The sequence below is a fragment of the Xanthomonas sacchari genome (assembly GCF_024266585.1).
GTDB lineage: Bacteria > Pseudomonadota > Gammaproteobacteria > Xanthomonadales > Xanthomonadaceae > Xanthomonas_A > Xanthomonas_A sacchari_C.
Genome location: NZ_CP100647.1, coordinates 1,473,186 through 1,487,984, shown reverse-complemented (window position 1 = coordinate 1,487,984; position 14,799 = coordinate 1,473,186). Strand labels below are relative to the sequence as shown.

The 14,799-nt window shown below is 70.4% G+C and carries 18 protein-coding genes; 12 read left to right on the top strand and 6 right to left on the bottom strand.

Annotated elements, in window-relative coordinates:
• The first annotated feature begins 35 nt into the window (after positions 1–35).
• Positions 36–497 (top strand): hypothetical protein, encoded by a 462-nt coding sequence (locus NKJ47_RS06085; protein WP_254460613.1) that lies wholly within the window; start codon positions 36–38, stop codon positions 495–497.
• Between the two features lie 94 nt (positions 498–591).
• Here NKJ47_RS06085 and gap read toward each other — a convergent pair whose 3' ends face one another.
• The gene (gap, locus tag NKJ47_RS06080) at positions 592–1,593 is read right to left on the bottom strand and encodes a type I glyceraldehyde-3-phosphate dehydrogenase (protein WP_043094937.1); all 1,002 of its coding nucleotides are present in this window, start codon (positions 1,591–1,593) and stop codon (positions 592–594) included.
• A gap of 159 nt (positions 1,594–1,752) precedes the next feature.
• On the opposite strand from gap, the gene NKJ47_RS06075 reads away from it, so the two are divergent.
• The 3 genes from NKJ47_RS06075 to NKJ47_RS06065 all read left to right on the top strand — a co-directional run bounded on the left by NKJ47_RS06075 (position 1,753) and on the right by NKJ47_RS06065 (position 4,208).
• Positions 1,753–2,382 carry an OmpW/AlkL family protein gene (locus NKJ47_RS06075; RefSeq protein WP_254460612.1) on the top strand — a complete coding sequence of 210 codons (630 nt, stop codon included), beginning with the start codon at positions 1,753–1,755 and terminating at the stop codon, positions 2,380–2,382.
• 248 nt (positions 2,383–2,630) lie between these two features.
• The gene (locus NKJ47_RS06070; RefSeq protein ID WP_254460611.1) at positions 2,631–3,251 is read left to right on the top strand and encodes an OmpW/AlkL family protein; all 621 of its coding nucleotides are present in this window, start codon (positions 2,631–2,633) and stop codon (positions 3,249–3,251) included.
• 144 nt (positions 3,252–3,395) lie between these two features.
• Positions 3,396–4,208: a S1/P1 nuclease gene (locus tag NKJ47_RS06065; RefSeq protein ID WP_254460610.1), complete on the top strand. Its 813-nt coding sequence runs from the start codon at positions 3,396–3,398 to the stop codon at positions 4,206–4,208.
• Between the two features lie 155 nt (positions 4,209–4,363).
• Here the strand turns inward: NKJ47_RS06065 and trxC are convergent, their stop codons facing one another.
• Positions 4,364–4,801: a thioredoxin TrxC gene (trxC, locus tag NKJ47_RS06060; RefSeq protein WP_254460609.1), complete on the bottom strand. Its 438-nt coding sequence runs from the start codon at positions 4,799–4,801 to the stop codon at positions 4,364–4,366.
• Positions 4,798–5,277 (bottom strand): OsmC family protein, encoded by a 480-nt coding sequence (locus tag NKJ47_RS06055; protein ID WP_254460608.1) that lies wholly within the window; start codon positions 5,275–5,277, stop codon positions 4,798–4,800. Before NKJ47_RS06055 ends, trxC begins: the two co-directional genes overlap by 4 nt.
• A 193-nt stretch (positions 5,278–5,470) precedes the next feature.
• Here NKJ47_RS06055 and NKJ47_RS06050 point away from each other — a divergent pair, with 193 nt between their 5' ends.
• The 7 genes from NKJ47_RS06050 to NKJ47_RS06020 all read left to right on the top strand — a co-directional run bounded on the left by NKJ47_RS06050 (position 5,471) and on the right by NKJ47_RS06020 (position 9,878).
• Positions 5,471–5,839 (top strand): rhodanese-like domain-containing protein, encoded by a 369-nt coding sequence (locus NKJ47_RS06050; protein WP_254460607.1) that lies wholly within the window; start codon positions 5,471–5,473, stop codon positions 5,837–5,839.
• Positions 5,840–5,843: 4 nt separating this feature from the next.
• Positions 5,844–6,185, top strand: coding sequence for an ArsR/SmtB family transcription factor (locus NKJ47_RS06045; RefSeq protein WP_254460606.1), 342 nt, complete (start codon positions 5,844–5,846; stop codon positions 6,183–6,185).
• The gene (locus NKJ47_RS06040; RefSeq protein WP_254460605.1) at positions 6,182–7,012 is read left to right on the top strand and encodes an MBL fold metallo-hydrolase; all 831 of its coding nucleotides are present in this window, start codon (positions 6,182–6,184) and stop codon (positions 7,010–7,012) included. Before NKJ47_RS06045 ends, NKJ47_RS06040 begins: the two co-directional genes overlap by 4 nt.
• 117 nt (positions 7,013–7,129) lie before the next feature.
• Positions 7,130–7,909 carry a molybdate ABC transporter substrate-binding protein gene (gene modA, locus NKJ47_RS06035; RefSeq protein ID WP_254460604.1) on the top strand — a complete coding sequence of 260 codons (780 nt, stop codon included), beginning with the start codon at positions 7,130–7,132 and terminating at the stop codon, positions 7,907–7,909.
• A gap of 9 nt (positions 7,910–7,918) precedes the next feature.
• On the top strand, positions 7,919–8,614 hold the full coding sequence (modB, locus tag NKJ47_RS06030; protein ID WP_254460603.1) for a molybdate ABC transporter permease subunit: 696 nt from the start codon (positions 7,919–7,921) through the stop codon (positions 8,612–8,614).
• A 28-nt stretch (positions 8,615–8,642) separates the two neighbouring features.
• On the top strand, positions 8,643–9,260 hold the full coding sequence (locus tag NKJ47_RS06025; RefSeq protein WP_254460602.1) for a molybdenum ABC transporter ATP-binding protein: 618 nt from the start codon (positions 8,643–8,645) through the stop codon (positions 9,258–9,260).
• Between the two features lie 60 nt (positions 9,261–9,320).
• Positions 9,321–9,878 (top strand): flavin reductase family protein, encoded by a 558-nt coding sequence (locus tag NKJ47_RS06020; protein WP_254460601.1) that lies wholly within the window; start codon positions 9,321–9,323, stop codon positions 9,876–9,878.
• A gap of 70 nt (positions 9,879–9,948) precedes the next feature.
• On the opposite strand, the gene NKJ47_RS06015 is transcribed toward NKJ47_RS06020, so the two are convergent.
• Genes NKJ47_RS06015 through NKJ47_RS06005 form a run of 3 tightly spaced genes read right to left on the bottom strand, consistent with a single transcriptional unit; the run spans position 9,949 to position 12,342 of the window.
• On the bottom strand, positions 9,949–10,545 hold the full coding sequence (locus NKJ47_RS06015) for a hypothetical protein (protein ID WP_254460600.1): 597 nt from the start codon (positions 10,543–10,545) through the stop codon (positions 9,949–9,951).
• Complete coding sequence (locus NKJ47_RS06010; protein ID WP_254460599.1) at positions 10,542–11,984, bottom strand: TonB family protein; 1,443 nt, start codon at positions 11,982–11,984, stop codon at positions 10,542–10,544. Before NKJ47_RS06010 ends, NKJ47_RS06015 begins: the two co-directional genes overlap by 4 nt.
• Entirely contained in the window at positions 11,974–12,342 is a 369-nt protein-coding gene (locus NKJ47_RS06005; RefSeq protein WP_254460598.1) for a BlaI/MecI/CopY family transcriptional regulator, read from the bottom strand. The genes NKJ47_RS06010 and NKJ47_RS06005 overlap by 11 nt, the downstream gene beginning before the upstream one ends.
• A gap of 274 nt (positions 12,343–12,616) precedes the next feature.
• Between NKJ47_RS06005 and NKJ47_RS06000 the strand changes: the two genes are divergently transcribed.
• Complete coding sequence (locus NKJ47_RS06000) at positions 12,617–14,572, top strand: acetyl-CoA hydrolase/transferase C-terminal domain-containing protein (protein WP_254460597.1); 1,956 nt, start codon at positions 12,617–12,619, stop codon at positions 14,570–14,572.
• The last annotated feature ends 227 nt before the right edge of the window (positions 14,573–14,799 follow it).

Genomic DNA, 14,799 nt, shown 5'->3' with positions numbered 1-14,799 from the left:
GGCGTCCTCTCCCTCTTTGACAAAGGCAATCTCCGATGACCGCAAAGAAACCTCTCGCCCGTCTGGCCTGGTCGGCGATCGCGTTGACGCTGTTGGCGGCGGCCGCGCCGGGACTCGCCGCTGAACCGCGCCATGGCACCATCACCGCACTGGAGCCGATCGAGAACAAGGGCGATGACGTTCCAGAAAAAACCAAGAGATTCGCCAATCTCGGCGCGGCGCTGGGCAGCACGGCCAGCAGCATTCTAGGCATCAAGAGCGAGGCGTCGCCGATGGTCCAGAACGTTGCCAAGACCGCCGGCACCGAAGCGGGAAGAAGCGCCGGCGCCAAGATCGCAGGCAATGGCGACGCGGCGCACTACATGGTCAAGATCCGTTTCGACAACAAGTCGCAGGTCGTCGTGCCCAAGGCCAGCAGCGAAATCCACGGCCTGGCGGTCGGCAGCCGGGTCACCGTCACCGGCAGCGGCGAGAACATGCAAATCGCCGCCGAGTGAGCGCGACACCGGCGCCACGCGCGACCCCGCACCGTTTCATCAGCCACAAAAAAAGCGCCTCGCGGCGCTTTTTTTGTGGGCGGCAGAATCCGCCTTACTTCGCCACCACCTTGACCATTTCCAGGCACTTGTTGGAATAGCCCCACTCGTTGTCGTACCAGGACACCAGCTTGACGAAAGTGCCGTCCAGGGCGATGCCGGCATCGGCATCGAAGATCGAGGTGCGCGCATCGCCGCGGAAATCGGTGGCCACCACCTTGTCCTCGGTGTAGCCGAGGATGCCCTTCAGCGCGCCTTCGCTCTGCGCCTTCACCTCGGCGCAGATCTCGGCGTAGGTGGCGGGCTTCTCCAGTTCCACGGTCAGGTCGACCACCGACACGTCCGAGGTCGGAACGCGGAAGCTCATGCCGGTGAGCTTCTTGTTCAACTCCGGGATCACCACGCCGACCGCCTTGGCCGCGCCGGTGCTGGACGGAATGATGTTCTCGAGGATGCCGCGGCCGCCGCGCCAGTCCTTGTTGCTCGGGCCGTCCACGGTCTTCTGGGTGGCGGTGGCCGCGTGCACGGTGGTCATCAGGCCGCGCTTGATGCCCCACTTGTCGTTGATCACCTTGGCCAGCGGCGCCAGGCAGTTGGTGGTGCAGCTGGCGTTGGAGACGATCGCCTGGCCGGCATAGGTGCTGTCGTTGACGCCGTACACGAACATCGGCGTGTCGTCCTTGGACGGCGCCGACAGGATCACCTTCTTGGCGCCGGCGTCCAGATGCTTCTGCGCGGTTTCCTTGGTCAGGAACAGGCCGGTGGATTCGATGACCACGTCCACGCCGACCTCGCCCCACTTCAGCGCCGCCGGATCGCGCTCCTGGGTCAGGCGGATCTTCTTGCCGTTGACCAGCAGATGGCCGCCGTCGACCGACACCTCGCCTTCGAAGCGGCCGTGCACGGAGTCGTACTGCAGCATGTAGGCCAGATAATCCGGCTCGAGCAGGTCGTTGATGGCGACGATCTCGATGTCGCTGCCGAAATTCTGCACTGCCGAGCGCAGCACGTTGCGCCCGATGCGACCGAAACCGTTGATGCCGACCTTGATTGCCATTTCAGTAGCTCCTGCGGCCGCGCCTGGCGCGGCGGATGGAAGGGGAATCGCATTCTAGCAGGCCGGCCGCGCCACGCCGGACACGCCGGTTTGATCAGGATCAAGGCGGCGCGGGGCGGCGCGCCGGACACTGCGCCCACACCCAACCGAGACTCCACCATGCGTACCACCTCCTCCCTCCTGCTCAGCGGCCTGGCCGCCGCCCTGACCCTGTGCGCCCTGCCGGCGCTGGCGCAGTCGCAAGGCGACTGGACCCTCGGCCTCGGCGCCCACCAGGTCAACCCGAAGTCCGACAACGGCACGCTGGCCGGCGGCACCCTACCGCTGCGCATCGACAGCGACATCCGGCCGACGGTGACCTTCGAGTACTTCGTGCACCAGGACCTGGGCGTAGAAGTGCTGGCCGCGCTGCCGTTCGAGCACGACATCAGCGTCAAGGGCGTGGGCAAGGTCGGCAGCACCAAGCACCTGCCGCCGGTGGTGTCGCTGCAATACCACTTCAACAGCGCCGGCAAGCTCTCGCCGTTCGTCGGCGCCGGCCTCAACTACACCACGTTCTTCAGCGAGAAGACCAGCGGCGCGCTGGCCGGCAGCAAGCTCAGGCTGAAGGACTCCTGGGGCCTGGCCGCGCACGCCGGCGTGGACATCGCGCTCACCGACAGGTCGGCGCTGCGCGTGGACATGCGCTGGATCGACATCGACAGCAAGGTCAAGGTCAACGGCAGCGACCTGGGTACAGCGCACATCGACCCGCTGGTGTACGGCCTGGCCTACGTGATGAAGTTCTGAGCCGGGCACCGGCGCCGCCGCGCTGCGCGGCGCCGGTGGCAGCAGGACCGCCGCCGCGCGTCGCGGCGGCGCCCTCCTGGCCGCGGCCGTGCCAGCTCCGCGCGGCATGCCGCGCACGCGACCAGCCGGATCGCGGCGCGTCCGCCCCGCTTCTCTGGCAGACTACGCGCCACACGGATGTGGATCGGTGCCCACCGGGCCGACACGGGGATTCGCATCCGCCCACTCGTCGTCCACCGGGGTCTCCCATGCCGCCACGCCTGTTCCGTCGCCTTGCCGTCGCCGCCCTCGCCAGCATCGCCCTGCCCGCCGCGGCGCAGTCGGCCGGCCACTTCACCACCAGCTACGGCCTGCACGACATGGTGCCGGGCGGCTCCAACGGCACGCTGCGCGGCAGCGACCAGCACTTCGACGCCGACACCGCGCCGGCCGTGTCGTTCAGCTACGAATACTTCTTCCGCGGCAACCTCGGCGTGGAGATCCAGGGCCTGGTCGGCCAGCAGAAGATCGGCGTGGACCGCGGCGGCGACATCGGCAGCGCCTGGATGCTGTCGCCCACGATCTCGCTGCAGTACCACTTCAACGGCAACGGCGACATCTCCCCGTTCGTCGGCGCCGGCCTGAACTACACCGCCTTCCTCGGCAACGACGGCAAGGGTGCGTTTTCGTCCAGTGACGTGAAGTTCAAGGACAGCGTCGGCCCGGCGCTGCATGCCGGCGTGGACTTCGCCGTCGGCGAGCGCAGCGCGATCCGCGTGGACGCGCGCTGGACCGGGATGCGCAGCGACGTGGAGGTGGACGGCAGCAAGCTCGGCAAGGCCAAACTCGATCCGGTCAGCTATGGCGTCGCCTACCTGATGTATTTCTGAGCCAGCGCCCGGGCTTGGTCAACGGACCAGGCCCGGCATGGCCAGCAACGTAGCGGCGCCGCGCTGTGCGCCACGCTGAGCGACAGCGCAACGCGCCTGGCGCCGCGTCATGGCCGCGGCGCCGGCGCCGGCTAGAATCCGCGCATGAAAACCTCTTCCCTCGTTTGCGCCGCGCTCGCCGCGGCCCTCGCCGCCGCGCCGTCCGCCGCCTTCGCCTGGGGCCCGCTGGGCCACCGCCTGGTCGCCGATCTCGCCGCCACCCAGCTCACCCCGCAAGCCCGCGCGCAGGTCCAGACCCTGCTGCAGGGCGAGCCCGAACCGACCCTGGCCGGCGTCGCCAACTGGGCCGACCAGCTCCGCGAACACGATCCCGACCTGGGCAAGCGCAGCGCGCGCTGGCACTACGTCAACCTGGCCGAAAACGACTGCCACTACGAACAGACCCGCGACTGCCCGGACGGCAACTGCGTGGTGGAGGCGTTGCGTCGCCAGGCCGCGATCCTCGCCGACCGCAGCCAGCCGCAGGCCGCGCGCGCGCAGGCGCTGAAGTTCGTGGTGCATTTCGCCGGCGACGTGCAGCAACCGCTGCATGCCGGCTATGCCCGCGACAAGGGCGCCAACACCGTGCAGATCCAGTTCGAGGGCAAGGGCACCAATCTGCACTCACTGTGGGACAGCGGCCTGCTGCGCAGCCGCGGGCTGGACGAGCAGGCCTACCTGGCCGAGCTGGAAAAGCAGCCGCTACCGCCGCCATCGCCGGCCGGCAGCGCGCTGCCGCCGCCGGCGGCCGCGTGGGCCGAGGCCTCCTGCAGGATCATGATGCGCCCGGGCTTCTATCCGCCTAGCGCCAAGCTGCCGGCCGATTACGTGACGACCTGGCGGCCGGTGGCCGAGGCGCAATTGCGCCAGGCCGGTGCCGACCTGGCGGCGACCTTGAACGCAGCGCTGGGCAAGTAATCGCGGCTGGCGGCTGGCGCCGGTGCCGCGTGCCCTGACGCGCGTGCCCTGGTCACCCGCGCAGGAGCGGCGTCAGCCGCGACGGCGTTACCGACACGCCTGTCGCGGCTGAAGCCGCTTCTACGGGAATATCGCGGTCGGGCCCGGGATCATCGTCAGCCGGCATGCGCCCGCGCCCAGCGCACGATCTCGGCCGCACCGATGGCGCCGCTGTGCCGGCCGAGTTCGCGGCCCTGCCGCAGCAGGAGCAGGGTCGGGATGCTGCGGATGCCGAAGCGCCCGGCCAGCGCCGGCTGCGCCTCGCTGTCCAGCTTGCCCAGGCGCATCTGCGGTTCGAGCTGCGCGGCCGCGGCCGCGAAGTGCGGGGCCATGGTCCGGCACGGGCCGCACCATGGCGCCCAGACGTCCACCAGCAGCGGCAGGTCGCTGCGCTCGGCATGCGCGGCGAAGGTGTCCGCGGTCAGCGTCACCGGCGTGGCCTCGAACAAGCCGCGATGGCAGCGCCCGCACTGCGGCCCCGCGGCCAGCTTTGCCGCGGGCACGCGGTTGAGCGCCGCGCAATGCGGGCAGGCGACGTGCAGCGGCTCGCTCATGCCCCGGCCTCGATGCTCTTGTCGCCGAGCAGCACGGTGCCCTGCGCATCCTTGACCGTGACCTGCACGTCGATGCCCTGGCGCACGCTCTGGGTGACCACGCAGAACTGCTCGAACTGGGCGAGGATCCGCTCCAGCTGCGCATAGTCCTGGTTGGCCCCGGGCAACTGCAGCTCCACCGAGGCCTGCGGAATCCGCCAGAAGCCCTCCGGATTGCGCATCGGCGTGGCGGTGATGTGCGCGACCACCCCGGCCGGATCGTTCTTGTACTTGCGCATCGCAAACAACAGGCTCGCCGCCAGGCAATTGGCGATGCTGGCCAGCAGGATCCGCGACGGATTGGGCCCGCGCTCCTGGCCCAGCGGCGGGGTTTCGTCGCTCAGCCAGGGCTCCAGCGCGGTTTCGTCGAAGCGGATGCGGAACGCGAAGTCCGTGTCCTGCTCCAGGGTGACGCGGATCGGATCGCCGATGGGCATCGTTTTACTCCACTCCAGTGACTCCACCGACTCTACGCCCGCGCCAGCAAGGCCATGTCGACGCACCGTTTGCATCACGCGCAACTGGCGCACGGCGAAGGTGACGCGGCGCTGTCCAGGCGATGCATGCGCCTGCGCGCATATTAGCGTCGGCTGATATGATGCACCGCACCATTTCCCTTCGAGCGCTCCCATGCCCGCCTCCTCCGTCCAAGCCCTGGTCGATCGCGCGCGCGCCCAGATCCACGAAACCCCCGTCCATGCGGATGCCGCCACCACGCCACTGCCCGGCGAATGGATCATCGACGTGCGCGAGCCCGGCGAGTTCGCCATGGGCCACCTGCCCAATGCCATCAACATTCCGCGCGGCATCCTCGAGTTCCGTCTCGATGCCGATCCGGCATTGGCCCGGCGCGACCAGCCGATCCTGCTGTACTGCGCCAGCGGCGGCCGCTCCACGCTGGCCGCGCTGAGCCTGCAGCACCTGGGCTATACCGCGGTGCGTTCGCTGACCGGCGGCTTCCTCGGCTGGACGGCGTCCGGCGGCCCGGTCGATTTTTGAGGCGGTGCTGCGCTCCTTCGCGTACGCGCCGAAATTCGGCGCGCACGCCGGCGACGCCGCGCGCCTGCTGAAGCGGCTCGGCAACGAGAAACGGCTGCAGCTGTTGTGCCTGCTGGCCGAACGCGAGCAATCGGTCGGCGAACTCAACGCCTGCGTGGACCTGAGCCAGTCGGCGCTGTCGCAACATCTGGCGCTGCTGCGCGAGGATGGGCTGGTGCAGACCCGCCGCGACGGCCAGACCATCTACTATTCGCTGGTGCCCGGCCCGGTGCAGCGCATCCTCGAGGTGCTGCACGGCATCTACTGCAGTGCCGCGCCGCCCGCCGCCACCAGGAGCGATCGATGAGCCAGCGTCCACACGTCCATCCCTTTCACCATGCCGGGTCCGGCACCTGGAGCTATGTGGTGGAGGACGGCCACGACGCCGCGGTGATCGACCCGGTGGTCGGCTACGACCCGCAGACCGGCACACTGGACGACGCACCGGCACAGGCGTTGGCCGCCTGCCTGAGCGAACGCGGGCTGGAAGTGCGCTGGATCCTCGAGACGCACGCCCATGCCGATCATGTCTCCGCCGCGCAATGGTTCAAGCAGCGCTGGCCGCAGGCGACGCTGGCGATCGGCGACGGCATCCGCGAGGTGCGCGCCCGCTTCGCGCCGCAGTTCGGCCTGGACGCGCAGGCGCAGGCGCGCTGCGGCTTCGATCACCTGTTCGCCGACGGCGAGCGCTTCGCGATCGGCGGGGTGCAGGCGCAGGTGATCGCCGTGCCCGGCCACACCGGCGACAGCGTCGCCTACCTGATCGGCGATGCGCTGTTCCCGGGCGATTCGCTGTTCATGCCCGACAGCGGCACCGCACGCTGCGACTTCCCCGGCGGCGACGCGGCCACGCTGTACCGCTCGATCCAGCGGCTGTATGCGCTGCCGGAGGCCACCCGCGTGTTCGTGTGCCACGATTACGGCGCCGGCGGCCGCGCGGTCGCCTGCCAGACCAGCATCGGCGAACAGCGCCGCGACAACATCCACGTGCGCGACGGCATCGACGAAGCCGCCTTCGTCGCCTTGCGCCAGGCGCGCGACGCGACGCTGGCCGAGCCGCGGCTGATGCAGCCGTCGGTGCGCGCCAACATCCAGGCTGGCCGCACCGACGACCTGGCGCCGCCGGCGGCGTGAGCAGGCAGCGCGCCGCCGGCGCGCTAGGATGCGGGTCTGCGGCAGCGCTGCGCGAATGCGGTCGCGCGCGCCGCCGCGCTCTGCCGCATCGCCTTCCCCGCCCCGCTGGAGTGCTCCATGACCCGACCGCTGCACCGCCTGCTGTGCCTGTGCACGCTGATCGTCGCCACCGCGATCGCGCCGGTCTCGGCGCAGACGCCGCTGACCGTGTTCGCCGCCGCCAGCCTCAAGGAATCGCTGGACGAAGCCGCCAGCGCCTACCAGCAAGCGCGCGGCACCCCGGTGCGGGTGTCCTATGCCGCCAGCTCGACGCTGGCCCGACAGGTGGAACAGGGTGCGCCCGCGGACGTGTTCGTGTCCGCCGACCAGGAATGGATGGACTACCTTCAGCAGCGGAAGCTGATCGACCCGGCACAGCGCCATGACCTGCTCGGCAATACCCTGGTACTGGTGGCGCCAGCCGCCAGCACCGTCCAGGTCGATCTGCGCAAGCCCGGTGCGTTGCTCGCCGCGCTCGGCGCACAGGGACGCCTGGCGGTCGGCCAGACCGCCAGCGTGCCGGCCGGCAAGTACGCGCGCGCGGCGCTGCAGGCACTGGGACAGTGGAACAGCGTGCAGCCGCGCCTGGCCGAAAGCGAGAGCGTGCGCAGCGCACTGATGCTGGTGGCGCGCGGCGAGGCGCCGCTGGGCATCGTCTACGGGTCCGACGCCCAGGCCGAGCCCAAGGTGCGGGTGGTGGCGACCTTCCCCACCGACAGCCATGCGCCGATCGTGTATCCGGTGGCGCCGCTGCGGGCGAGCGCGCAGGCGAAGAGCGCCGCCGATTTCGTGCGCTGGCTGGGCACGCCACCGGCACAGGCGATCTTCCGTCGCCACGGTTTCTCGCTCGCCCGCTGAGGCCTGGCATTGTTCGACTTCACCGCGCAGGAACTGACTGCGATCGCACTGAGCGTGAAGGTCGCGCTGGTCGCGGCGCTGGCCAGCCTGCCCTTCGCGGTGGCCTGCGGCTGGCTGCTGGCGCGGCGCCGCTTCTTCGGCAAATCGTTGCTGGACGCGCTGCTGCACCTGCCGCTGGTGATGCCGCCGATCGTCACCGGCTACGCGCTGCTGCAACTGTTCGGCCTGCAAGGCCCGATCGGCGGATGGCTGTTCGAGCATCTCGGCGTGCAGTTCGCGTTCCGCTGGACCGGCGCGGCGCTGGCCAGCGCAGTGATGGGCTTTCCGCTGATGGTGCGGGCGATCCGCCTGGCCCTGGAAGCCACCGACCGCCGCCTGGAAGCGGCCGCCGCCACCCTCGGCGCCGGCCCGTGGCGGGTGTTCTTCAGCATCACCCTGCCGCTGGCATGGCCGGGCGTGGTGGCTGGCGGCGTGCTCGGCTTCGCCAAGGCGCTGGGCGAGTTCGGCGCCACCATCACCTTCGTCTCCAACATCCCGGGACAGACCCAGACCCTGGCCTCGGCGATCTACAGCCTGCTGCAGGTACCCGGCGCCGAGGCCGGCATCTGGCGACTGGCGGCGGTGGCGCTGGCGATCTCGCTGGGCGCCCTGCTGGCCTCCGAGTGGCTGGTGCGGCGCCAGCGCGGCGCGGAGGTGGACGCATGAGCCGCGCGTGCGCCCGGAGCCGGCACCGATGCTGAGCATCGACCTGCACCTGCAGCGTGGGCGTTTCGCCCGCCACGTGCGCATCGAGGAACAGGCGCGCGTGGTCGCCCTGGTCGGTCCGTCCGGCGCCGGCAAGACCAGCCTGCTCAACGCCATCGCCGGCGTGCTGCCGCCGCGCAGCGGCCACATCGCCATCGACGGCCGGGTGCTGTACGACAGCGCCGCCGGCATCGACCTGCCGGCGCACCGCCGCGGCATCGGCTACGTGTTCCAGGACGCACGGCTGTTCCCGCACATGGACGTGCGCCGCAACCTGGGCTACGGCCGCCACGGCCGCGGCCAGCCGGCGCGTTTCGCATTGGATGCGGTGGTCGAACTGCTGGGCATCGGCGCCCTGCTGGGACGGCGCCCCGACACGCTCTCCGGCGGCGAAGCGCAGCGCGTGGCGATCGGCCGCGCGCTGCTGTCGCAGCCATCGCTGCTGCTGTTCGACGAACCGTTGTCGGCATTGGACGCCGACCGCCGCAGCGAGCTGATCCCCTACCTGCAGCGGGTGCGCGACGAAGTGCGCCTGCCGATGCTCTACGTCAGCCACCAGGCCGAGGAAGTGGCGCGCATCGCCGATACGGTGCATCGGCTGGACTGACGCCGACATCACGTTCACCAGGGCCGGGCAGACTGATGTCTCCGCCACGGCAGACCTCGCATGCGTCGCTACCGCAAGCTCGACTTCCCCACGCAGGACGTCCGCCGCTTCCTCGAGCCAGGCCCGGTGGTGCTGGTCAGTTCGGCCTGGAAGCAGCAACGCGACATCATGACCCTGGGCTGGCACATGGTGCTGGAGTTCACGCCGTCGCTGCTGGCCTGCTGCATCTCCAGCGCCAACCACAGCTTCGCGCTGATCCGGCGCAGCAAGCAATGCGTGATCAACCTGCCCACTGCCGACCTGGTCGACACCGTGGTCGGCATCGGCAACAGCAGCGGCGCGGACCTGGACAAGTTCGCGCACTTCGGCCTCACCGCGGTGCCCGCCACGCACGTGGCGGCGCCGCTGATCGCCGAGTGCTACGCCAGCTTCGAGTGCCGCCTGCACGACGGCAGCCAGATCGGCAAGCACGGCCTGTTCGTGTGGGAGGTGGTCAAGGCGCATGTCGCCACCTCGCCGAAGCGGCCGCGCACCCTGCACTATCGCGGCGACGGCCGCTTCATGCTGTCCGGCCCTGAAATCTCGCGGCGCCGGCTGTTCAAGCCGGAGATGCTGTAGACCGCAGCGGCTGGCGCACCGCCGACGGCGCGTCGCGGCAACGGCGCGGGACGGATCGCGATCGCGGCGCTCAACGCGCGCCGCTCACGCGCCCGGACTGCACACTGGCCTTGCCCTGCCGGACCTCGAAGGTGAACGCGTAGGCCAACGTCACCGGCACCTCCTGCACCGATTGCGCGCCGTCGCAGCGCCCGTCCTGCGCCGGCCGCTGCGCTGGATCGGCATACGTGCAGATCGCCGCCGGCACGAACTGCCACTGCGCAACCGCCTCCTGTACGGCCTGCAGCAGATCGGCCATCTGCGGCTGCGCGCCCGCGCTGCAGTCCGGGCGATCGTCCAGCAGCGCGCTGCGCTCCACCGCACCTTGTGCGGACAGGATCACCCGCACGCAGACCGTGGTCGCGGCCAGACTGCGGCGCGGCGAATCGGCCGGCAACTGCGGCGTCGGCGCCTGCAGCGGTTGCGGCATGCGGAACACCTGCTGCGGCTGCATCCGATACGAAGGCACTGCCGCCGCACCCGGCGCCGCACCGAACCCGGTTTCCAGCATGCGCTGATCCACCGAGTCGATGCGCTGGGTCGGTTGCATGGCCTCTCTCGGTGCCTGGCTGGCGCAGCCAGTCACGCCGAACGCGAGCAACATGCCGGTCCACCGGTTCAGCCTCATCGCACAGTCCGCACCATGCCGCACAGCGGCGCGGCGCCACCCGTGCCCGGGAACGTCTTGTCGCACAGGCTCGCCACCGCATCGCCGGCGCCTTCGCCCAGGCGGTACCAACGGTAATCCGCGGCCTCGGCGACGCCCGCTGGCGCCGCCACAGGATCCATTTCCACGTCGAACGCCACCGGGATCCGCATGCGGCTGGGCACCGGCCGGCCGTGTTCGGTCGCCGGAGAGAAGCGCCACTTCCAGGCGGCGGAGACCGCCGCCGCGTCCAATGCCGCACTGCCGCTGCCATGGTCGAGCACGCGCACACCGCTGGGCGTGCCGTGTGCGTCAAGCTCGACCAGCAGCATCACCTTCCCGGAAATGCCCGCACGCACGGCCGCTTCGGGATACGTCGGCGGAGTCATGACGATCATCTTGGCCGGCCGCGTCGCCCGCGCTGTGGCAGCTCCGCGCTGCGGCGCGGGCGCGGGCGCACTATCCCTCTCGCTCGCCACCAACGCGCGCGCCATCCCACCGACCGGCGCCGCGGTGGGCAGCGCCAACACCCCTGCACTCCCGCTCAACGCGGCCAGCGTCACCACCGCGATGCCCAAACGACGCCGCCAACCACGCACCGCCGGTCGCCGCAGCAGGGCAATGCGCTGACGCAACACGCTACCCGCCTGCCAGTGGCAACCGACCGGCAGGGCCAGTGCATCCAGCTGGGTCTGCAGCATCGCCTCGGCGTAGTGCCGGCGCGCATTGGGATGGCGTGCCAGCACCGCCGCATCGCAGGCCAGTTCCTGATCCAGGCGGAAGCGCGTGGCGGCCCAGTGCAGCAGCGGATTGAACCAGTACACGCAGCGCAGCGCGGCGAGCAGCAGATTGCTGCGGGTGTCGCCGCGGGCGATGTGCATGCGCTCGTGCGCCAGCACCAACTGCGCCTGCGGCGGAGGGTAGCGCGCAGCGAAGTCCATCGGCACCACCACCTGCGGCCGCCACGCGCCCAGCACCAAGGGTCCATGCAGCGCATGCTCGGTGACCAACACGCCCTCGGCGCCCGGCCGCAAGCGACCCAGGCTGCGCCGATAGCGGCGCTGTTGCCGCCACAGCACGGCCGCCGAGGCCACTGCGCCCGCGAGCCACACCGCCAGCCAGCAGACCGCGGCGAGGCCGCTCGCCGGCGCGCCGCCGCTGCCCGTGGACATTTGCGCCTGCGGCGCGCCGACCAGCACCGTCGGCATGTCCAGCACCAACCCCGCCGGCAACGCTGGACGCCAGCCGCTCGGCAACAATGCCACCAGCAGCGCCAACGGCACCGCCATCCACACGGCATAGGCGATGCTGGCGCCGAATGCGCGCCGCATCGGCACGCGCAACGCCAGCACCGCCACGGTGGCCACGCTGACGACCAGCGTGGTGCTTCCGAGGTCCCTCACGATCCCGTCAATGCTCATCGTCCAGCTCCTGGATCAGTCGTTTGAGTTCGGCGATATCGGCGTCGCTGAGCTTGCCGCGTTCGCTGAAGTGCGCCACCAGCGGCGCGATGCGGCCGCCGAACAGGCGGTCGAGCAGGCCTTCGCTCTGTTGCTGCACCCATTGCGCGCGCTGCAGCAGGGGCGTGTACAGATAACGGCGGCCTTGTTTGTCGGCGCGGATCGCGCCCTTGTTGAGCAAGCGGTTGAGCAGGGTCTTGACCGTGGGTTCGGCCCAGCCGCCATGGCCGGACAAGGCGGCGAACACCTCCTCGGCGCTGAGCGGATGCCGCTCCCACAGCACCGCCATGACCACGGCTTCCGCATCGCTGATCGACATTCGATTACACCCGTAAATTTTCATCGATTACACGAGTAAACAAACCCGCTGTCAAGCGCTTTTCTTCACCTCCCTGGGCCGCCGCCTCGGCCTGCGTCGGAACGCCGAGGCCGCGCGGCCGGCGCCGTGCACCCTGGGCACCGCGGCCACCGCGGGGCGCATCGACGGCCAGCCAGCATGGGCCGCAAGCGCTCATCGGATGCTGTCTCCCCCTGCTCCGACGTCCCCACGCCACGTCCGAACGCACTGCAATCGGCGGCACACGCTCTAAGCTATGCCGATGACCGATCATCTCGACGACCTCGACGCCGCTGCCGACCTGATCCTGCAGCGCATCGCCGGCCCGCTGCGCGTGGGCGCGCCGCTGGGCCTGGGCAAACCGCACCGCCTGCTCAACGCGCTGTACGAGCGGGTCGAACGCGATCCGACGCGGCCGATGCAGATCTACACCGCGCTGTCGCTGCATCCGCCGGCGCCCGGCGGCGGGCTGCAGGGCCGCTTCGCGCGGCCGTTCGTGCAACGCCATTTCGGCGAGGACTTCCCGCGCCTGCGCTACGTGCAGGCGCTGCAGCGCGATGCGCTGCCGGCGCATATCCAGGTCGAGGAGTTCTACATGCAGTCCGGCGCGCTGCTGCGCTCGACCCAGGCCCAGCGCAGCTACACCAGCCTCAACTACACCCACGCCGCCGACGCGGTGGCGCAGCGCGCGCCGAACCTGATCGTGCAGAAGATGGCGCGCGAGCCCGGCGGCACCCGGCTGTCGTTCTCGTGCAACAACGACATCACCCAGGACACGTTGGCCGCGGTGCAACGGCGCGGCCTGCCGCGGCCGCTGCTGGTGGCCGAAGTCGATCCGCAGTTGCCGTGGATCGGCGGCTGCGCGGCGGTGGAACCGAGCTTCTTCGACGTGGTGGTGACCCCGCCGGGTCCGTATCCGCGCCTGTTCGGACTGCCGCGGCAGCCGGTCGCCGATGCCGATTACGCCATCGGCCTGTACGCCAGCACGCTGGTGCGCGACGGCGGCACCCTGCAGATCGGTATCGGCACCCTGGCCGATGCGCTGTGCCACGCGCTGGTGCTGCGGCATACCGACAACGCGCGCTACCGGCAGGTGCTGGCGGCGCTGGACCCGGAGCTGGAACAGCATCCGGCGGTCATCGAATGCGGCGGCTTGGAACCATTCGCGGTGGGCCTGTTCGGTTGCAGCGAGATGCTCAACGAAGGCTTCCGGCAACTGGTCCAGTGCGGGGTGATCCGGCGCAAGGTGCTCGACGACGCGCCGCTGCTGCAGCGCGTGGCCGACGCCAGCGCCGACGCGCAGGACCTGCAGCGTCTGGAGCGCGAAGGCGAGTACCTGCAGGGCGCGTTCTACCTGGGCTCGCCGGAGTTCTACGCCTGGCTGCGCGACATGGATCCGCAGGCGCGCGCGGCGATCGGCATGCGCCGCATCAGCGAGATCAACCAGCTCTACGGCGGCGAGGCGCTGCGCCGGCTGCAGCGGCGCGAGGCGCGTTTCTTCAATTCCTGCATGATGGCCACCGCGCTCGGCGCGGCGGTGTCCGATGCACTGGACGACGGCCGCGTGGTGTCCGGCGTCGGCGGCCAGTACAACTTCGTGGCGATGGCGCACGCGCTGGACGACGCACGCAGCGTGCTGATGTTCCGCGCCGTGCGCAGCGAGGGCGGCGCCGTGCAGTCCAACGTGCGCTGGAACTACGGCCACACCACCATTCCGCGGCACCTGCGCGACCTCTACGTCAACGAGTACGGCATCGCCGACCTGCGCGGCCTGACCGACGAGGATTGCATCGTCGCCATGGCCGGCATTGCCGATGTGCAAGCGCAGACCGCACTGCTGGAGACGGCGAAGGCCAACGGCAAGCTCAGCGCCGGCTTCACCGCGCCGGCGCACTGGCAGCGCAACCGCGCCGGGCGCGTGCGCGATGCATTGGCGCCGTTCCGCCGCGACGGCACCCTGCCCGACTACCCACTGGGCAGCGATTTCACCGAGATCGAGCAGCGCCTGCTATGCGCACTGGCCTGGCTGCAGCAACACACCGCCGGCACCGCTGCCAAGCTGAAGACGGTGGCCAGCGCGTTGCTGGCACGCCCCGCGGCGGAAGCCGCCTACATGCAGCGCATGGGGCTGGATGCGCCGCGCAGCGTCGGCGAGCGCCTGGAGGCGCGGTTGCTGGCCTTCGCCCTGCAGCGCACGCGCGTACCGCAGTGACGCGCGCGCAGCGGCTTCCGTGGGCCGCCTGACGCCACGGGGTCACGTGTAGGCGCGGCGTCGGCCGCGACGCGCGCTACCGGGAATGCCCGTCGCGGCGGAAGCCGCGCCCACCAGCGCGATGACGGTTCGCGCCGAGTGGCGGCAAAAAGCGACGTAGCAGCGGCGCCCTTCAACCAGACGCAACACCGTGACGACGGCCGCACGCGCATGGGACGCCGCGCACG